This is a genomic window from Streptomyces lasalocidi (genome assembly GCF_005280215.1).
In the GTDB taxonomy this organism is placed as follows: Bacteria; Actinomycetota; Actinomycetes; order Streptomycetales; family Streptomycetaceae; genus Streptomyces; species Streptomyces longwoodensis.
In genome coordinates, this window is the sequence record NZ_SZNQ01000001.1 from 409,187 (window position 1) to 424,180 (window position 14,994).

Annotated in this window: 18 protein-coding genes; 11 read left to right on the forward strand and 7 right to left on the reverse strand. The window is 73.7% G+C overall.

Annotated elements, in window-relative coordinates; all coding sequences use genetic code 11:
* Window positions 1-17 precede the first annotated feature (17 nt).
* On the reverse strand, window positions 18-632 hold the full coding sequence (locus E4U91_RS01495; RefSeq protein WP_241678466.1) for a ParA family protein: 615 nt from the start codon (window positions 630-632) through the stop codon (window positions 18-20).
* A gap of 193 nt (window positions 633-825) precedes the next feature.
* Window positions 826-1,401: a dihydrofolate reductase family protein gene (locus E4U91_RS01500; RefSeq protein ID WP_168218051.1), complete on the reverse strand. Its 576-nt coding sequence runs from the start codon at window positions 1,399-1,401 to the stop codon at window positions 826-828.
* A 205-nt stretch (window positions 1,402-1,606) separates the two neighbouring features.
* On the opposite strand from E4U91_RS01500, the gene E4U91_RS01505 reads away from it, so the two are divergent.
* The 5 genes from E4U91_RS01505 to E4U91_RS01525 all read left to right on the forward strand — a co-directional run bounded on the left by E4U91_RS01505 (window position 1,607) and on the right by E4U91_RS01525 (window position 6,302).
* Entirely contained in the window at window positions 1,607-3,061 is a 1,455-nt protein-coding gene (locus tag E4U91_RS01505; protein WP_137304836.1) for an MFS transporter, read from the forward strand.
* Entirely contained in the window at window positions 3,051-4,016 is a 966-nt protein-coding gene (locus E4U91_RS01510) for an RNA polymerase subunit sigma-70 (protein ID WP_137304837.1), read from the forward strand. Before E4U91_RS01505 ends, E4U91_RS01510 begins: the two co-directional genes overlap by 11 nt.
* Window positions 4,013-4,591, forward strand: a complete 579-nt coding sequence (locus E4U91_RS01515; RefSeq protein ID WP_137304838.1) for a DinB family protein — start codon at window positions 4,013-4,015, stop codon at window positions 4,589-4,591. The genes E4U91_RS01510 and E4U91_RS01515 overlap by 4 nt, the downstream gene beginning before the upstream one ends.
* Before the next feature lie 27 nt (window positions 4,592-4,618).
* Window positions 4,619-5,476, forward strand: a complete 858-nt coding sequence (locus E4U91_RS01520; protein WP_137304839.1) for an alpha/beta fold hydrolase — start codon at window positions 4,619-4,621, stop codon at window positions 5,474-5,476.
* A 160-nt stretch (window positions 5,477-5,636) separates the two neighbouring features.
* Window positions 5,637-6,302, forward strand: a complete 666-nt coding sequence (locus E4U91_RS01525; RefSeq protein WP_137304840.1) for a hypothetical protein — start codon at window positions 5,637-5,639, stop codon at window positions 6,300-6,302.
* A gap of 39 nt (window positions 6,303-6,341) precedes the next feature.
* Here E4U91_RS01525 and E4U91_RS01530 read toward each other — a convergent pair whose 3' ends face one another.
* Window positions 6,342-6,920 carry a dihydrofolate reductase family protein gene (locus E4U91_RS01530; protein ID WP_137304841.1) on the reverse strand — a complete coding sequence of 193 codons (579 nt, stop codon included), beginning with the start codon at window positions 6,918-6,920 and terminating at the stop codon, window positions 6,342-6,344.
* A gap of 193 nt (window positions 6,921-7,113) precedes the next feature.
* On the opposite strand from E4U91_RS01530, the gene E4U91_RS01535 reads away from it, so the two are divergent.
* The gene (locus tag E4U91_RS01535) at window positions 7,114-7,917 is read left to right on the forward strand and encodes an SDR family NAD(P)-dependent oxidoreductase (RefSeq protein ID WP_137304842.1); all 804 of its coding nucleotides are present in this window, start codon (window positions 7,114-7,116) and stop codon (window positions 7,915-7,917) included.
* A 42-nt stretch (window positions 7,918-7,959) separates the two neighbouring features.
* Here E4U91_RS01535 and E4U91_RS01540 read toward each other — a convergent pair whose 3' ends face one another.
* The 3 genes from E4U91_RS01540 to E4U91_RS01550 form a co-directional block, all read right to left on the reverse strand.
* Window positions 7,960-8,292 (reverse strand): DUF3140 domain-containing protein, encoded by a 333-nt coding sequence (locus E4U91_RS01540; protein ID WP_137304843.1) that lies wholly within the window; start codon window positions 8,290-8,292, stop codon window positions 7,960-7,962.
* Window positions 8,293-8,409: 117 nt separating this feature from the next.
* Complete coding sequence (locus E4U91_RS01545) at window positions 8,410-9,615, reverse strand: PP2C family protein-serine/threonine phosphatase (protein WP_137304844.1); 1,206 nt, start codon at window positions 9,613-9,615, stop codon at window positions 8,410-8,412.
* A 60-nt stretch (window positions 9,616-9,675) separates the two neighbouring features.
* Window positions 9,676-9,999, reverse strand: a complete 324-nt coding sequence (locus tag E4U91_RS01550) for a WhiB family transcriptional regulator (RefSeq protein WP_137304845.1) — start codon at window positions 9,997-9,999, stop codon at window positions 9,676-9,678.
* Between the two features lie 218 nt (window positions 10,000-10,217).
* Here E4U91_RS01550 and E4U91_RS01555 point away from each other — a divergent pair, with 218 nt between their 5' ends.
* A complete protein-coding gene (locus E4U91_RS01555) occupies window positions 10,218-10,724 on the forward strand; it encodes a TspO/MBR family protein (RefSeq protein WP_137304846.1) in 507 nt (168 codons plus the stop codon).
* Between the two features lie 47 nt (window positions 10,725-10,771).
* On the opposite strand, the gene E4U91_RS01560 is transcribed toward E4U91_RS01555, so the two are convergent.
* Window positions 10,772-11,368 (reverse strand): DUF4383 domain-containing protein, encoded by a 597-nt coding sequence (locus tag E4U91_RS01560; RefSeq protein WP_137304847.1) that lies wholly within the window; start codon window positions 11,366-11,368, stop codon window positions 10,772-10,774.
* Between the two features lie 178 nt (window positions 11,369-11,546).
* Here E4U91_RS01560 and E4U91_RS01565 point away from each other — a divergent pair, with 178 nt between their 5' ends.
* The 4 genes from E4U91_RS01565 to E4U91_RS01580 all read left to right on the forward strand — a co-directional run bounded on the left by E4U91_RS01565 (window position 11,547) and on the right by E4U91_RS01580 (window position 14,917).
* Entirely contained in the window at window positions 11,547-11,912 is a 366-nt protein-coding gene (locus E4U91_RS01565; protein ID WP_137304848.1) for a cupin domain-containing protein, read from the forward strand.
* A 32-nt stretch (window positions 11,913-11,944) separates the two neighbouring features.
* On the forward strand, window positions 11,945-12,799 hold the full coding sequence (locus E4U91_RS01570) for a metalloregulator ArsR/SmtB family transcription factor (protein WP_137304849.1): 855 nt from the start codon (window positions 11,945-11,947) through the stop codon (window positions 12,797-12,799).
* Window positions 12,796-13,404: a dihydrofolate reductase family protein gene (locus E4U91_RS01575; RefSeq protein WP_137304850.1), complete on the forward strand. Its 609-nt coding sequence runs from the start codon at window positions 12,796-12,798 to the stop codon at window positions 13,402-13,404. Before E4U91_RS01570 ends, E4U91_RS01575 begins: the two co-directional genes overlap by 4 nt.
* Window positions 13,405-13,561: 157 nt before the next feature.
* Window positions 13,562-14,917 (forward strand): histidine-type phosphatase, encoded by a 1,356-nt coding sequence (locus tag E4U91_RS01580; RefSeq protein WP_137304851.1) that lies wholly within the window; start codon window positions 13,562-13,564, stop codon window positions 14,915-14,917.
* The last annotated feature ends 77 nt before the right edge of the window (window positions 14,918-14,994 follow it).

The following is a 14,994-nucleotide window of genomic DNA, read 5'->3' on the forward strand; positions in this document are numbered from 1 at the left end:
GTCCTGACGCTCGGGGGTCATGCGCCTTCCCGGCGCTTGAGGAGTTCGCGGGCGAGGTCCATGTAGGCCGTGTCCTCCACCTGGACCGGACCCCCGAAGGACTGGGAGTACAGGTCGAGGCGGGCGATCTGCGTGTCCAGCACGTCGAAGCCCCGCTCGGCGAGCACCTCGCGCGCGTCGGCGTCCGGGCCGGTCCGGGTCGACTCCCGGCGGTTGGTGCGGTTGAGCAGCACCGCCGTGCGGGCCGGTTCGGCGCGCAGCGACTGCACCTCACCCATCTCGGCCTGGATGGGCGCCATCCGGTCCAGCTCGATGGGCGCGGGGGTGACCGGCACGATCCACTCGTCGGCGTGGCGCATCACGCCGCGGGCGATGCGGGCGTGGTCCTCCAACTGCGGCGCGTCCAGCACCACGGCCTGCCGCCCGCCGAGGAAGTCGTCGATGCGGCGGTGGACGTCGCCCACGGGGAGGGCGACCACGGGGAAGGGGAAACCGCCGGCGAGTTCGCTCCAGCGCAGCGCCGAACCGGCGGGGTCACTGTCGACGAGCAGCGGCGGCACGTCCAGCGCACAGAGGGCGTGGGCCAGCCACACCGCGCTGGTGGTCTTGCCCACGCCGGGTTTCAGATTCACGAATGCACAGCTCAGCAGCACGTCCGACACCGTAGGGGCCACGGGCCGGGGGGCGCGGCCCGCCGCGCGGGGAGGCCGCTCGGGTTCACCCGGCGGCCGGTCGGGGCGGGCCGGTCCGGGGCTCCTAGGTCAGTCCGGGAGGGCTGGAGGGCCCGTCGACGGGGGGCTTCCTCGTCGGGTGGCAGGTACCCGGTCAGGACCCGCTCCCGACCCTCTCGGGCCTCACCGGGCGGTACGTCAGGACGGCGAGGCCGGGGTCGTGGCCCGGGCCGACGCCGACCAGCTCCCAGGAGCGGGGCAGGGCGCCGGGCCGGTGGTACGGGGCGCCGTCGACGACGACGGGGACGACGGTCAGCGTCAGCTCGTCGACGAGGCCGGCGTCCCACAGGGTCTGGCCGAACCGGCCGTGCCCGTAGACGATCAGGTCACCTCCGGGGGTGTTCTTGAGTGCGGCCACGGCCTGAGCCGGATCGTCCGCGACCACGCTCGTGTTGCTCCAGTCCGCCTCCTGGAGGGTGGAGGAGAACACGTACTTCTTCATCGCGTTGATGTGCTCGGCGTACGGCCCGGTCGCGGCGGGCCACTGGCCGGAGAAGAGCTCGTAGGTCCCTCGGCCCATCAGCATCGCCCCGCTGCGCCGCAGGACCTCCAGGGAGTGCTGCGCGCTGCCGGGCCCGAAGTAGGGCCCGGCCCAGCGCAGCGGCTCTCCGATCACACCGTTCAGGGACACGAGGGCGGTCTGCACGAGCCGCCGGGAACTGTCGGTCATGGCGTTCATGAGGTGAGGACTCCCGGCGGGTCCGCGATGCATCGGTCACCGGTGGCAGGTCCGGCCCGTGCGAACCGCACACGGTCACCGGTGGCAGGTCCGGCCCGTGCGAACCGCACACCGGCCACCGCCCGCGGAGCCGACCGATGCGATTCGCCCCGTCGTCGGGTCCATACCCGTGACACCGCAATCGGAAGGACACCTCATGACCCCATCCGCCGCCACCGGCCGGCCGCCCGCCCTGCGCTGGGTGCTGGCCCTCACCGCGGTGGCCGGACTCGTCGTCGCCCTGGACCAGCTCGTCGTCGCCACCGCGCTCGACACGATCCGGCGGGACCTGGGCGCTTCGATGGCCGACCTGGAGTGGACCGTGAACGCGTTCGGGCTCGGGTTCGCCGCGCTGCTCATCCCGGCGGCCGAGCTCGGCGACCGGATCGGACGCAAGCGGGCCTACCTGTCAGGTCTGCTGCTGTTCGCCGCCGCCTCCGCGGGGTGCGCCCTCGCCCCCACGACCGGCGTCCTGATCGGCGCCCGCGCCGTGCAGGGAGCCGCGGCCGCCCTGCTGTCACCGGCCGCGCTGGCACTGCTCACCGAGGCCACCCCGCCGCGGCGGCGGGGAGCCGTCATGGGCGTCTACGCGGCCGTCACGGGACTCGCCGTGGTGGGCGGCCCGCTGGTCGGCGGCGCGGTGGCCCAAGGGCTCGCCTGGCAGTGGATCTTCTGGATCAACGTCCCGGTGATCGCCGTCGTGGTGCCGCTCGCCCGCGCGGTGCTCACGGAACACACCGGCCGGCCCACCCCTCCCGACGTCCCCGGCATCGCGCTGGCGGCCACCTCGATGTTCGCGCTCGTCTGGGCGCTGGTGCGGTCCGGGTCCGCGGGCTGGGGAAGCGCGGAGGTGCTGGGCACGCTGGTGGCCGGCGGGGTCGCCCTCGCGGCATTCGCCGTGCGCCAGGCGACGGCCGCGCACCCCATGCTGCCCACCCGTCTGCTGCGGCAGCCCGCCTTCGCCGCGGGCAACCTGTCGGCCCTGCTGCTGACCGCCTCCCTCTTCGGCACCGTCTTCTTCCTGGCCCAGTACCTCCAGGTCGCCCTCGGCCACTCGCCGCTGGGCGCGGGACTGCGGTTCCTGCCGTGGACGGCGACCCTGTTCCTCATCGCCCCGGTCGCGGGCCGGCTGCAGGACCGGATCGGCCCGCGCGCCCTGATCTGCGCCGGGCTGCTCCTCCAGGGCGCGGGGATGCTGTGGATCGGCGCCAACGCCCACCAGCACCAGGGCTACGGCGCCTCCGTCGCGGCACTCGTCCTGTCCGGGGCGGGAACCTCGATGGCCATGCCGGCCCAGCAGACGACCGTCATGACCGCCGCTCCCCCGGCCCTGATGGGCAAGGCCGCGGGCACCTTCACCACCGTCCGCCAGCTCGGCGGGGCCCTGGGCATCGCGGTCATGGCGGCGGTCTTCGGCTCGGTCGGCGGCGAGGCGTCCCCCGCCGCCTTCACGGACGGCTTCTCCGCAGCCGTGACCGCCGCCGGCGCCCTGGCCCTCGTCGGCGCCGCGTTCGGGCTGCTCGCACCCGGCCGTCGCCGCGCGGCGGTTCCGGACGACCCGGCCGACGACGGCACGGGCCACGCCGTACAGGAGGAACTCGGTGCCCACTGACGACTTCGACGCCCTCGCCGCGCCCTACCGGCAGGAACTGCTCGCCCACTGCTACCGGATGCTCGGCTCGGTGCACGACGCCGAGGACCTGGTCCAGGAGACACTGCTGCGCGGCTGGCGCGGCTACGACCGTTTCGACGGCCGCTCCTCGCTGCGCACCTGGCTGTACCGGATCGCCACCAACGCCTGTCTGTCGGCGCTCGCCAGCACGCACCGCAGGGTGCTGCCCTCGGGGCTCGGCACGGCCGCGGAGGACGGGGGAACGGACCTCGTGCACGCCGACGAGGTCGCGTGGCTCACGCCGCTGCCGACGCCCGGGCGCACGGCGCCGGCGCAGGACCCCTCGGACGTCACGGTGTTGCGCGCCAGTACCCGGCTCGCCCTGGTGGCCGCCTTCCAGCGGCTGCCCGCCCGGCAGCGGGCCGTGCTGCTGCTCGTCGACGTGGTCGGCTTCCGGATCGCGGAGGCCGCCGAGTTCCTCGGCACCTCCGTCAACGCCTGCCGCAGCCTGCTGCAACGCGCCCGTGCCGCACTGGCCGCCGACCCGCCCGCCGAGGACGAGGTCCGCCCGGGGCCCGAGGTGGACGAGGAGGTGCTGCGCCGCTACCTGGAGGCGTTCGAGGCCGCCGACACCCGGCGGCTTGCCGAACTGCTGCGCGGCGATGTCACGTACGAGATGCCGCCGATCGCCACCTGGTTCCGCGGCCGGGACGCCGTGCGCGACCACTGGAAGCGCCGCGTCTTCAGCAAGCCGCGCCGCGCCCTGCCCCTATGGGCCAACGGCTGTCCGGCGATGGCCGTCTACATGGAGGACGCCCACGGGGAGATGCGGGCGCACGCCGTCGAGGTGCTGGAGACGGAGGGCGGTCTGGTCTCACGGGTCGTCGTCTTCCTGCACCCCGAACTGTTCGCGCACTTCGGCGTCCCGGACGTGCTGACGGGAGCGACCGCATGAACCCCGGGCGTCCTCCGCGACCGCTGGAGCACGGAGCACAACAACCGCCCGGGGCCGACCCGTTGGACTTGCTCGCGCAGGCGACCGGTGCCGCGCTGGACAGCCTGCGGCGCGCCGCCCTCACCGACCCGGGCGCGCCGACCCCCTGCACCCGCTGGAACCTCGCCACGCTGGTGCGTCACCTCGCCGACTCCACCGCCGCGACCCGTGAACTCCTCACCGGCCTGCCGCCCGGCCCCCCGCCGCCGCCCGGTTGCACGCCGGCCCGGCACGAACTGCACCGCCTGCGGGCCACGTTGCCCGACCTCCCCCGGGACGCGGCCCGCCTGCACGCGATCGCCCTGCCGGCGAGCTACGAACTCACCCTGCACGCCTGGGACATCAACCGGACCACCGGGTGCCGCACCCCGCTGCCGCCTACCCTGGTCGAGGCGCTGCTCGCCCTCGCCCCCCTGGTCATCGACGGCGTGGACCGCACCGACCTGTTCGCCGCTCCCCTGCCGCCGCCCCACCCCGCCGACCCCACCGACCGACTGCTGGCCCTCTTCGGCCGACGCGCCGCACCCGACGCCTGACAACCCGACAGGACGACCAACACCCCCATGAGCAACACCTTTTCGGAAACCGACCACGAGACCCCCGACGGCCGCCGCCTGCACGCCTACGACACCGGGGCGGGCGACGACCCGGCCCGTCTGACGGTGTTCTGGCACCACGGCACGCCCAACATCGGCAGCCCGCCCGCACCGCTGCTGCCCGCCTCCCGGCGGCTCGGCATCCGCTGGATCTCCTACGACCGCCCCGGCTACGGCGGTTCCACCCCCCTGCCCGGCAGGTCCGTCGGGTCGGCCGCCGACGACGTCCGCGTCGTCGCCGACGCGCTGGGCGTCGGGCGCTTCGCCGTCATGGGCCACTCCGGCGGCGGCCCGCACGCCCTGGCCTGCGCGGCCCTGCTGCCCGAGCGGGTGCTCGGCGCGGTGTGCGTGGCGGGACTGGCGCCGTACGACGCGGAAGGACTCGACTGGTTCGCCGGGATGCACGCCTCCGGCCGTGCGTCCCTGACGGCGGCGGCCGCGGGCCGCGCGGCGAAGGAACGCCACGAGGCGCAGGCCGTCTACGACCCGGAGATGTTCACCGCCGCCGACCACGCCGCGCTCGCCGGGGACTGGTCCTGGTTCGAGGAGGTGGTGCCCCCGGCCCTGGCCGGCGGCCCCGGCGCCCTGATCGACGACGACCTGGCCTACGTCCGCCCCTGGGGCGCCGACCCCGGCGCGGTCACCTGTCCGCTGCTCCTGCTGCACGGCGGCCAGGACCGCATCGCCCCGAGCCCCCACGCCCGTTGGCTGGCCGGACGCACCCCGGGTGCGGCCCTGTGGCTCCGCCCGGACGACGGACACCTCTCCGTGCTGGACGGCGCGGTGACGGCCCTGGAGTGGCTGGCCGATCACGTCGCTCGGTGACCCGGTCGCCGTGGAAGCCCCTCCGGGAGTGTCCGTAGGCCCACCCCGGTCCGGTGTCCAGGCCCAGCGACGCGGCACGGCGGACGCGGGAGAGTCTTCCTCGTCGGCGTCACACGGACGCCGGACTCGGCACCGGACCAGCTCACTTCGGGGGAACCACATGAACGACATCCTCGCCAGGCGCCTGACGGGACTGGCCGGCATCGCGGCGGCGGTCTGCTTCATCGTCGAAGTGCCGCTGTACTTCCTCCACTCGGGCCCGCCGCCGGACGCCAATGTGCTCACGCGCCTGCTGATCGGCATCGTCGCGCTGGCCGGGCTGATCCTGTTCGTCACGGGCTTCCGCGAACTGGTCAAGCAGGTGAGCCCCGCCCACGAATGGGTCGGCACGGTCGCCTTCGCCACCGGCCTGGTCTACGCGACGGTCACCCTGGTCTCCAGCGGTCTGGAGGCCGGCGCGGTCATCGCCACCGACCACCCGATCGACCCGACCATCACGGTCAGCGGCACGTACATCCTCTACGGCTCCATCGGCCGCCTGCTGCTCACGCTGTTCCTCACCGCGGTCGGCTACGGCATCACCCGCGCGCACCTGCTCCCCCGCTGGACCGACCGCTCCGCCTACGTCCTCGCGGCGGTGAACCTGGCGTTCGTGCCGTCCCTGTTCTTCGGCAACGAGCCCGCGCACTTCTACGCCGCGAACGGCTGGGGCAGCACGGCCCTGATGGGCGCGCTGCTGAGCTACTGGCTGCTCGCGATGGGCATCGCCACCTACCGCAGCGCGGCCGGACGTACGCCCGCCCCCGCCCCTGCCCTGCAGTCCTGATCCGCACCCACGGGCCGTCCGTGGCAACAGGGCGCCGGCTCACCCGTGCAGGGTGGGCCGGTAGACCAACTCCTGGATGCGCCCGTCGAGCGTCCGGGACGCGATCAGTTCGAGGTCGAAGTCGGCCGCGTCCCGGAACACCGGGTCCGCGCCGGTCCGGCCCGTGACCACGGGGAAGACCGTCACCTGGAGGCGGTCGACCAGTCCGGCCGCCATCAGCGCGCAGTTCATGGACAGGCTGCCGTGGGAGCGCAACGGCACGTCGGACTCCGCCTTGAGCCGGGCCACGACGTCGACGGCGTCGCCCTTCGCGACGGTCGCGTCCGGCCAGTCCAGCGGCTCCTCCAGGGTGGTCGACACGACCGTGGCGGGCAGGTTCCGCATCCGGGTCACCCATGGGTCACGCACCTCGGAGTCCTCGGTGCTCGACGCCAGCATCTGCGCGAACGCCCGGTACGTGGTGGCCCCGAACACCATCCGCTGCTCCTCGCCGTACTGGGCGAGGCGGTGCTCGAGCAGTTCGGGGCCCTGCTTGCCCCAGTAGCCGGTCCAGTCGCCGCCGGCCGCGCCGAAGCCGTCGAGGCTGGAAAAGACGTCGAACGTGTAGGTGGCGGTCATGACGATCTCCTCGGGTGGGGCGTGCGCGGGTCGATGGTGTGTCGGCGTTGAGACCGGTCCGCGGCCGGGAACTCATCGAGCGGCGCGCGGTCCCCGTGCCCGGCACGCCGGTGGTTGGCTGGTACAACGGTGTGCGGTACAGGTGTGCGGTACGGGTACACCGCAGGTCAGCAGGCTGGAAGGCGGCACACAGGTGAGCACACGACGCGGTACGGCCCTGGTGACGGGCGCGTCCTCCGGCATCGGCGCGGCCTACGCTGAGCGCCTCGCCGCCCAGGGGTGGGACACGGTCCTGGTGGCCCGCAGGGCGCAGCGGCTCGACGACCTCGCCCGGCGGCTGCGCGAGGAGACGGGCACCGGGGTGGAGACCCTGGTGGCCGACCTGTCGGCGCCCGACGACCTGGCCCGGGTGGTGGGTCGGGCGGCGGGTGACGACATCGGGTTCCTCCTCAACAACGCCGGCATCAACGGGTACGGCCCGTTCGCCGCACTCGAACCGGACCTCCTGGCGAAGGTGCTGCACGTCAACGTCCTGGCCGTCACCGCCCTCACGCGGGCCGCGGTCCCGGGCATGCTGGCGCGGGGCGCCGGCACCGTGGTCAACGTCGCCTCGCAGCTGGCCTTCGCGGGCTCGCTGCCGCCGCACCCGCTGCCCGAGCGTGCGGTGTACGGCGGCACCAAGGGCTACGTCGTCACCTTCACCCGCACCCTCGCTGCCGAGCTGGCCGGCACTCCGCTGCGGATCCAGGTGCTGTGCCCGGGGCTGACCGCCACCGAGTTCCATCGTTCCCGCGGCCACGAGCCGGTGCCGGGACGCGACCAGGCCGTCCACGACGAGGGCGGCATGCCGGTGGACCAGGTCCTCGACGCCTCACTCGCGGCGCTGGACGCCGGCCGGGTGGTGTGCGTGCCGGGACTCGACGACCCGTCCCTGATCGACGGCCTGGCTGCGGCCGAGGGAGCGATCCGCGCGGTGGCCCGGCGCGGGACGAACTGACGCGGGGGCTCAGCGGCCCCCGCCCGGCGTCCGCTCGGCGGGTCAGGCCAGTGGGTCGTGGCCCCAGTTCATGAGCGAGTACCGCCAGCGGGTGTCCCGCACGTCTCCCGAGGGCCGCTGGGCGAGGTGCCGCCGGACGTAGCCGACGACCTTCCGCATGTGCTGGTAGTCGTCGTCGGAGAGGTCGCCCTTCTTGGCGCGCAGGATCTCCACGATCCGGCGGCCGGAGGCGTGGCCGGTCGACTCGCCGCCGTCCTTGTGCTGCCCGGCGTCGCGCGACTGGTCGGTGTCCAGCCACTCCTCCAGTGCGCCCGGCTGCATGTTGACCACCTCGCGGAAGTCGTCCCAGGTCTCTTTCCGCTCGTTGTCGTCCACCGGTTCTCCCTCGCTGTCGGCACGGTCCGAGCGTCGGCCGACCTCCAGCGTGCGGGCTTTCGGTCCGCGCCGCAGCTCAGGGGGCGCGAGGGAGGCCGCGTGGGCCGGTCCCGGGGGTCACGTCGCGTTCGAGCCGCCGTTGCTGTGACGCTCGACGTCCCCGCCGCCGCGCCAGTCCAGCACCAGGGTGGTGGCGTCGTCCGGCAAGGCCCCCTCACAGGCCTCGTGGACCGCCGCGGTGAGCACCCTGACCACCTCGCGCGGGTGGTCGTCCCGTGTGTCACGGATGAGGGCCCGCAGGTCCACGGCCGCAGCGGCACGCTCCCGCATGCCGTCGGTCAGCAGCACCACGCGGTCACCCGGCTCCAGGGCCAAGTGCTGTACCTGGTAGGCGACCGGGGCACGGACGCCGAAGGGCAGGTTGATCCGGAGGGGCAGTTCCTCCACCTGGCCGTCCCGCAGTCGCAACGGCCAGGGGTGTCCGGCGTTGACCAGCTCGCAGGCACCGGTTTCCAGGCGGATGCGCAGCAACTGCCCGGTCGTCATGCCGTGGCCGTGGCGGATGATCGCCTCGTGGGCGGCCCGGGCCTGGTCCAGGATGCCGGCCCCGGCCCGCCGGGCCCCCCGCAGGGCGTTGACCGTGAGCGTGGCCAGCAGCGCGGAGGCGGTGTCGTGGCCCATGGCATCCGTGATCGACAGGTGCAGGGTCTCCTGGTCGAGGGCGTAGTCGTAGGTGTCGCCGCCGATGTCGTCGGCCGGGACCAGGCCGCAGGCGAGGGTGAACTGGGCGGCCTCGCAGCAGGCGGCCGAGGGCAGCAGCTGGTGCTGGATCTCCGAGGCCAGGCTCATCGTGGTGGTGCGCCGGCCCCAGTGGTACAGGTCGGTGTACCGCCGGTCGGTGACCACGATGTACGCGAGGGCGTGCGCCGCGTGGGCGACCCCGTCCCGGACGGCGTCGTCCGTGTAGGGGACGAGCAGGTCGAGGACCCCGATGCAGTCGCCCCGGTTCGTCACCGGGGCGACCATCCGGCAGCCGCCCTCGCCGTCGTCCTCCTGGTGGAGGCGTTGGGAACGCAGCACCCGCTCGAACACGCTGCCCGTCAGCGGCACCCGCTCGACCGGGCCGCGCGGCTCATCCGGTGTGCCGGCCCGCGGAATTCGCACGGCGTCCCGCCCGAGCACGTCGACGAACCAGAACGACACCTCCGACGCCGAGAACCTCTTCTCCAGGTTCCGGGCCACCACGTCCACCGATTCCCCCGGTGCGGCGTCCTCGGCCGCTCTCAGAATCTCGTCCAGCCCCAAGGGCTCCTCACCCTGCACGTCGCACCTCCCAGTCCGTCTCCTCGTTCCCGCTGGAGCCGCCCGGAATACACGACATCCTCACCCTTCCTCGACGTCACCCACCTCCCCACGCGGGCGGGCGGGCACCCTGAGCAGGTCCCCGGTGGCGCGTCGCAGCGCGCGGCGCTGGGCGGCCGTGGTGGCGCCCCAGATACCGTCGTCCTCGCCGTGCTCGACGGCCCAGGTGCGGCAGTCCAGCAGCACGGGACAGCGGCGGCAGACCGCCAGGGCGGCTCGTGCGTCCGCGCCCGCGGCGAGGCCTTCGGACAGCGGGAAGAAGATCTCGGGATCCTCACCGACGCAGGCCGCGCGGTCGCGCCAGTGCGGTGGTGGTGTGGTCGGGCATCCGTACGGTTCGGCCATCGCTCGTCCCTGCCGGCTCGCGGGCCACTCGGCCCAGGCTGACGACGCGGCGCGTGTCGTGACGTCGCCGCGCACCCGGCAGGGGCGACCGACAGCTTACCCACCGGTAAGGGTGGATATTCATGCCTATTCGCACCTTTGCGTGGTTCGCGGTGGTCCGGGGAGTTCAGGCGGGTCCCGCCGCGTGAGAGCGGCTGCCGAAGGGGCACACGCGGAGCATGAGACCGACCCAGACGGACCGCGCCGGCGGCCCCTCCCCCGCACTGCTCCGCTACGGGGCCGCGGCCGCCGCGGTGACGGCCGCGGCAGCGGTGGGCGCGAACGCGGTGGACGCGGACAGCGCCTGGTACCGCGCCCTGCGCAAGCCGCCGTGGCAGCCGCCGCCGTGGAGCTTCGGCGCCGTGTGGACCCCGCTGTACGCGTCCGTCGCCTACGCCGCCGGACACGCCCTCGGCCGCACCGAGGACGCCCGCCGGCGCCGGCAGCTCACCGCGAGCCTCGCGGTCGACCTGGCCCTGAACGCCGGCTGGAACTGGCTGTTCTTCGCCCGCCGCAGCCCCCGGGCCGGACTGGTGGGCACCGTGCTGCTCGACGTCGCCAACGCCGAACTGCTGCGCCGCACCGCACAGGTCGACCGCACGGCCGCGCGGGCCCTGCTGCCGTACGCCGCCTGGTGCGGCTTCGCGACGGCGCTGAACGCCTCGCTGGTACGGCGCAACAGCTGACCGGCGACCGCTGGTGCGCTCGGAGCGAGGTGACGTCAGCGGTGCCGTCACCGCCGGCCCCGGCGCACCGGGGTGCGGGGTTCCCCCTCGACCCCCGTCCCGTCGGCCGGTCCGGACGGCACCGCGGCGAGAGCGGCGTGCGGGAGCTGTCCGCGCCGGGCGTGGAGCGACTCGCGGGCCGCCTCGCGCGGGTGGCGGCGGCGCCAGTAGGGATTGTCGTGCGACAGCCCTCCGGAGACGCGCCCGTACATCCCGAAGGTCGCGATGAGCAGGCCCATCGCGTAGCTGAAGAAGACGTTGGACATGCCGAAGTCGAGGACGTTGGCGGGCTTGTCCAGGATGAAGATGTGGACCAAGCCGCTGAGCAGGAACAGCGAACCCACGGTGATGTTGAGCGTGGAGGCGACGTTCCCGCCGATCACGGCGCCCGCCACCAGCAGCAGCCCGAACACCACGGAGACCAGGCTGAGCAGCCCGTTGGTCGACATCCCCGCGACACTGGTCCCGTCGGTGTCGAACGGGCGCAGCTCATCGGCGAAGCCCAGGACGCCGAACACCAGCAGGACGACACCGCACAGTCCGGCGCCGTAGCGGTACACGGTCGCGAGCCGGTGGTCCACCGGCAACTCGTCGCGCAGTCTCATGACCCTTCCCTTCACAGCCGGTGCGGGTGTCGGGGGCGGAGGCTCCCACGCACCCGCTCGTGACCTCTTCCGCCCCCGGGCCCGCCTCGGTTGCAGCGGTGGCCCGACCGCAGGACACCGGCGCGCGACGGCGTCCCCCTCACCCCTGCCGGGGAGGGCGCTGTTACCTTCCGGGGCCATGAGCGACAGCGTGTACGTGGGCCATGCGGGCAGTGACGCGGCACTGGACCGGGGGTGGTTGCTGGGCCACTTCAAGGACGCCTCCGACCCCCGGCACAGCGAGGCCGTGGAGATCAAGTGGGGCGTCCACCCCCAGGGCGACGAGCGGGCCGAGTGGGTGACCGGCGAGGAGCGCACCGCCCTGCTGGTCCTGATCAGCGGGCGGTTCCGGGTGGAACTGCCCGGCCACAGCGTCCTCCTGTCCCGGCAGGGCGACTACGTCGTGTGGGGCCGGGGCGTCGACCACTCCTGGCGCGCGGAGGAGGAGTCGGTGGTGCTGACCGTCCGCTGGCCCTCCGTCCCGGGTTACCAATCCATTCCTTGACACGAATATTCGTGGTGAGGAATACTCAAGACATGGACGCACTCCTCGCCGCACTGGCCGACCCGGCCCGCCTGCGGCTGGTCACCCTGCTGGCCGAGCGGCCCCGCGCGGTCGGGGTCCTCGCCGAGCTCGCCGGGGCGCGCCAGCCGCAGACCACCAAGCACCTCCAGACCCTCGAGCGGGCCGGGGTCGTCACCTCCCAGCGCAGCGGACAGCGCCGCATCTACGCACTGGACGCAGCCCCCCTGCGGGACCTGGCCGCCGCGCTCCTGCGGCTCGCCGACGACGCGGACCGGTCCGGCGGTCCGGGCACGACGTACGAGCGCTACGGGCGCGGCCTGCGCGTGGAACGGCTCGCCGCGCAGGAACCCGGCTGGGCCGACGGCCGCTCGTTCGGGTTCCACCGCTCGCTGGCGGCGCCGGCCGACCTGGTCTGGCGCCACCTGACGGAGCCGGCCCTGCTCGCCCAGTGGTGGACGCCCGACGACCTCCGCATGCATCACCTGGTCTTCGAGGCGCGGCCGGGCGGGCGGATCGTGCAGGAGTACCGCGACGCAGAGGACACCGACGGCTCGGGGCCGGCCGCCGGACGCGCCGAGGGGGTCGTGGAGGACGCGCGCCCGGGCGAGCGCCTCACCTACCGGATCTCCCCGGTCCTCCCGGACGGGAGTCCCGCCTTCACCGCCCACGTCGACCTCGCCCTGACGCCGACCGGCACCGGCACCGACCTCGGCGTCCACTGGCAGCTGACCGACAGCACCGTCGACTCCGCGGACTTCGTCGCGGGCATCGAGATCGGCTTCGGCCAGGGCCTGGACAAGCTCGCGGCGGCCCTCACCGCCGACCCCCGCGACACCGACAGCACCAGCAGAAGGAGCACGACATGACCGACTCCACCGCCCGCGCCGCCCGCACGGTCACCGCGAACCTGGTCCTCAGCCTCGACGGGCGCTACAACGGCCCCGGCGGAGCAGCCGACTTCGGCGCGTTCGTGCCGTACGCCACCACCGAGGTCGCGCGGGACCAGCTCACCCGCATCTGGGAGAACGCGACGACGGCCGTGCTCGGCCGGGTCAACGCCGAGGGGTTCCTGGGCTTCTGGCCGTCCGTCGCGGACAGCGAGGAGGCCGACCCACGGGACCGCGGCTACGCCAAGTGGCTCGTCCACACGGAGAAGGTGGTCTTCTCGACGACCCTGACCGAGGCCCCGTGGGAACGCACGCGCCTGGTCAACGCCCCCGCCGCGGACGTCATCGCCGACCTCAGGAGCACCGGCGAGGGGGAGATCCTCGTCAACAGCAGCGCCAGCGTCATCAAGGCCCTGCTGTCGGCGGACCTGCTGGACCGGCTGTACCTGATCGTCATCCCCGAGGTCCTCGGCGGCGGACAGCGCCTGTTCGAGGACGGCCTGCCCGACTCCCGCTGGAAGCTGACCCACCACGAGGTCGGCGAACTGGGCGAGACGGCCCTGGTCTACGACCGGGTCCGCTGAGACCGCCCACGACGCCCGTCCGGCGCGCGGCGCCCGGGTCCACGCCGTCCGCCGTTCACCGGGCCGCCGGTGGCCGACGGCCACGAGCCATCCCGCCTACCCGCCCCGGCCACCTCGACACCGGCCCCCGTTCACCGGCGACGATCAAGCTGCTCCCATGAAACGGGTCGTCCCAGTCCTCGCCGCCACCCTGTCCGCGCTGCTCGTCGCCTCGGTGCCCGCCCAGGCCACCGGCTCCGGGTCCCTCACCAGTTACGGGACCAAGGCGTCGTACGCGCCCCAGCAGAACGCCCACGGCTACCAGCGCGCTCCCCGGGGGTACCGGCCCGTCTTCACCGAGACCGTCTCCCGGCACGGCTCGCGCGCGGCCACCAGCAGCAAGGACGGCGACCTCGTGCTCGCGCTGTGGGACCGGGCCGCGGCCGAGGACCAACTCACGCCCGTGGGAAGGCAGTTCGGGCCCGACGTGCGGACGCTCCTCGCGGCCATGGCCACCGTCGGGTACGGCAATCTCAGCGGGCGCGGCGAGCAAGAACTGCGGGACACCGCCGCACGCCTGCAACAGCGGCTCCCGGACCTGTTCCGGCGGATCGCCGACAACGCCGAGCCCATCGACGTCGTCAACTCCGGTGAGGCACGCGCCGTCGCCAGCGGCACCGTGTTCGCCGGGGCCCTCGCCTCCGACGACCCGGCCCTCGCGCCGCTCATCCGGCCCGCCCGGTCCGACAGGGACCTGCTCTACTTCCACAAGTCGGCCGGCGGCGCCGCCTACCGCGACTACGTCGACCACGACCAGCGGCTGGCCACCACCCTGAAGGACATCACCGGCCGGCCCGCCACCGCGCAGGCCGCCCGCCGGGTCCTCCAGCGGATCTTCAAGCCCGCGTTCGTCCAGCGCGTCGTGGACGGCGAGTTCTCCTCCGTGGCCTCCGACGTCGACGCCGCCCGAGCCGTCTACGACCTCTATGCGATCGCCCCGAGCATGAGCGCCGAGATGCCCGGCCACCGCGCCCTGCCCATGGGGCGCTACATCGCGCCGCGCGACGCCGCGTGGTTCGGGTACCTGAGCGACGCCGAGGACTTCTACGAGAAGGGCCCCGGGTTCGCGGACAGCGACATCACCTACCGGATGGCCGACGTCCTGCTCGACGACTTCTTCCGGCAGGCCGAGGCCAAGCGGGCCGGCACCAGCACGCTGGGCGCGGAACTGCGCTTCACGCACGCCGAGGAGATCATCCCGCTCGCCGCGCTGATGGGCCTGCCGGGCAGCACCGAGGCGGCGGCGCCCGACCGGCCGTACACCTACGCCGACAACACGTGGCGCGGGGCGTCCGTCGCCCCCATGGCCGCGAACATCCAGTGGGACGTCTTCCGCAAGGGCGACACCTACCTGGTGCGCATGCTCTACAACGAGAAGGAGACGGCCTTCAAGCAGGGCTGCCGTCCCGTGTCCCCGGGCAGCGTCTTCTACGACCTGGACGAGCTGGAACGCTGCTTCGGCCGCGCGAGCTGAGCCGGCGGGCGGGTTTCATACCGGGTTCACAGACAGGCCCACACCAAGTTCACAGACACCGCCCCTACTGTCGTGCA

Bases quoted from the DNA above. Each gene is read 5' to 3' on its own strand.
- E4U91_RS01550 (WP_137304845.1), bottom strand. From the start codon at position 9,999: ATGGCCGAACCGTACGGATGCCCGACCACACCACCACCGCACTGGCGC.
- E4U91_RS01565 (WP_137304848.1), top strand. From the start codon at position 11,547: ATGAGCGACAGCGTGTACGTGGGCCATGCGGGCAGTGACGCGGCACTG.
- E4U91_RS01520 (WP_137304839.1), top strand. From the start codon at position 4,619: ATGAGCAACACCTTTTCGGAAACCGACCACGAGACCCCCGACGGCCGC.
- E4U91_RS01575 (WP_137304850.1), top strand. From the start codon at position 12,796: ATGACCGACTCCACCGCCCGCGCCGCCCGCACGGTCACCGCGAACCTG.
- E4U91_RS01530 (WP_137304841.1), bottom strand. From the start codon at position 6,920: ATGACCGCCACCTACACGTTCGACGTCTTTTCCAGCCTCGACGGCTTC.
- E4U91_RS01505 (WP_137304836.1), top strand. From the start codon at position 1,607: ATGACCCCATCCGCCGCCACCGGCCGGCCGCCCGCCCTGCGCTGGGTG.
- E4U91_RS01580 (WP_137304851.1), top strand. From the start codon at position 13,562: ATGAAACGGGTCGTCCCAGTCCTCGCCGCCACCCTGTCCGCGCTGCTC.
- E4U91_RS01555 (WP_137304846.1), top strand. From the start codon at position 10,218: ATGAGACCGACCCAGACGGACCGCGCCGGCGGCCCCTCCCCCGCACTG.
- E4U91_RS01525 (WP_137304840.1), top strand. From the start codon at position 5,637: ATGAACGACATCCTCGCCAGGCGCCTGACGGGACTGGCCGGCATCGCG.
- E4U91_RS01570 (WP_137304849.1), top strand. From the start codon at position 11,945: ATGGACGCACTCCTCGCCGCACTGGCCGACCCGGCCCGCCTGCGGCTG.
- E4U91_RS01500 (WP_168218051.1), bottom strand. From the start codon at position 1,401: ATGACCGACAGTTCCCGGCGGCTCGTGCAGACCGCCCTCGTGTCCCTG.
- E4U91_RS01515 (WP_137304838.1), top strand. From the start codon at position 4,013: ATGAACCCCGGGCGTCCTCCGCGACCGCTGGAGCACGGAGCACAACAA.
- E4U91_RS01560 (WP_137304847.1), bottom strand. From the start codon at position 11,368: ATGAGACTGCGCGACGAGTTGCCGGTGGACCACCGGCTCGCGACCGTG.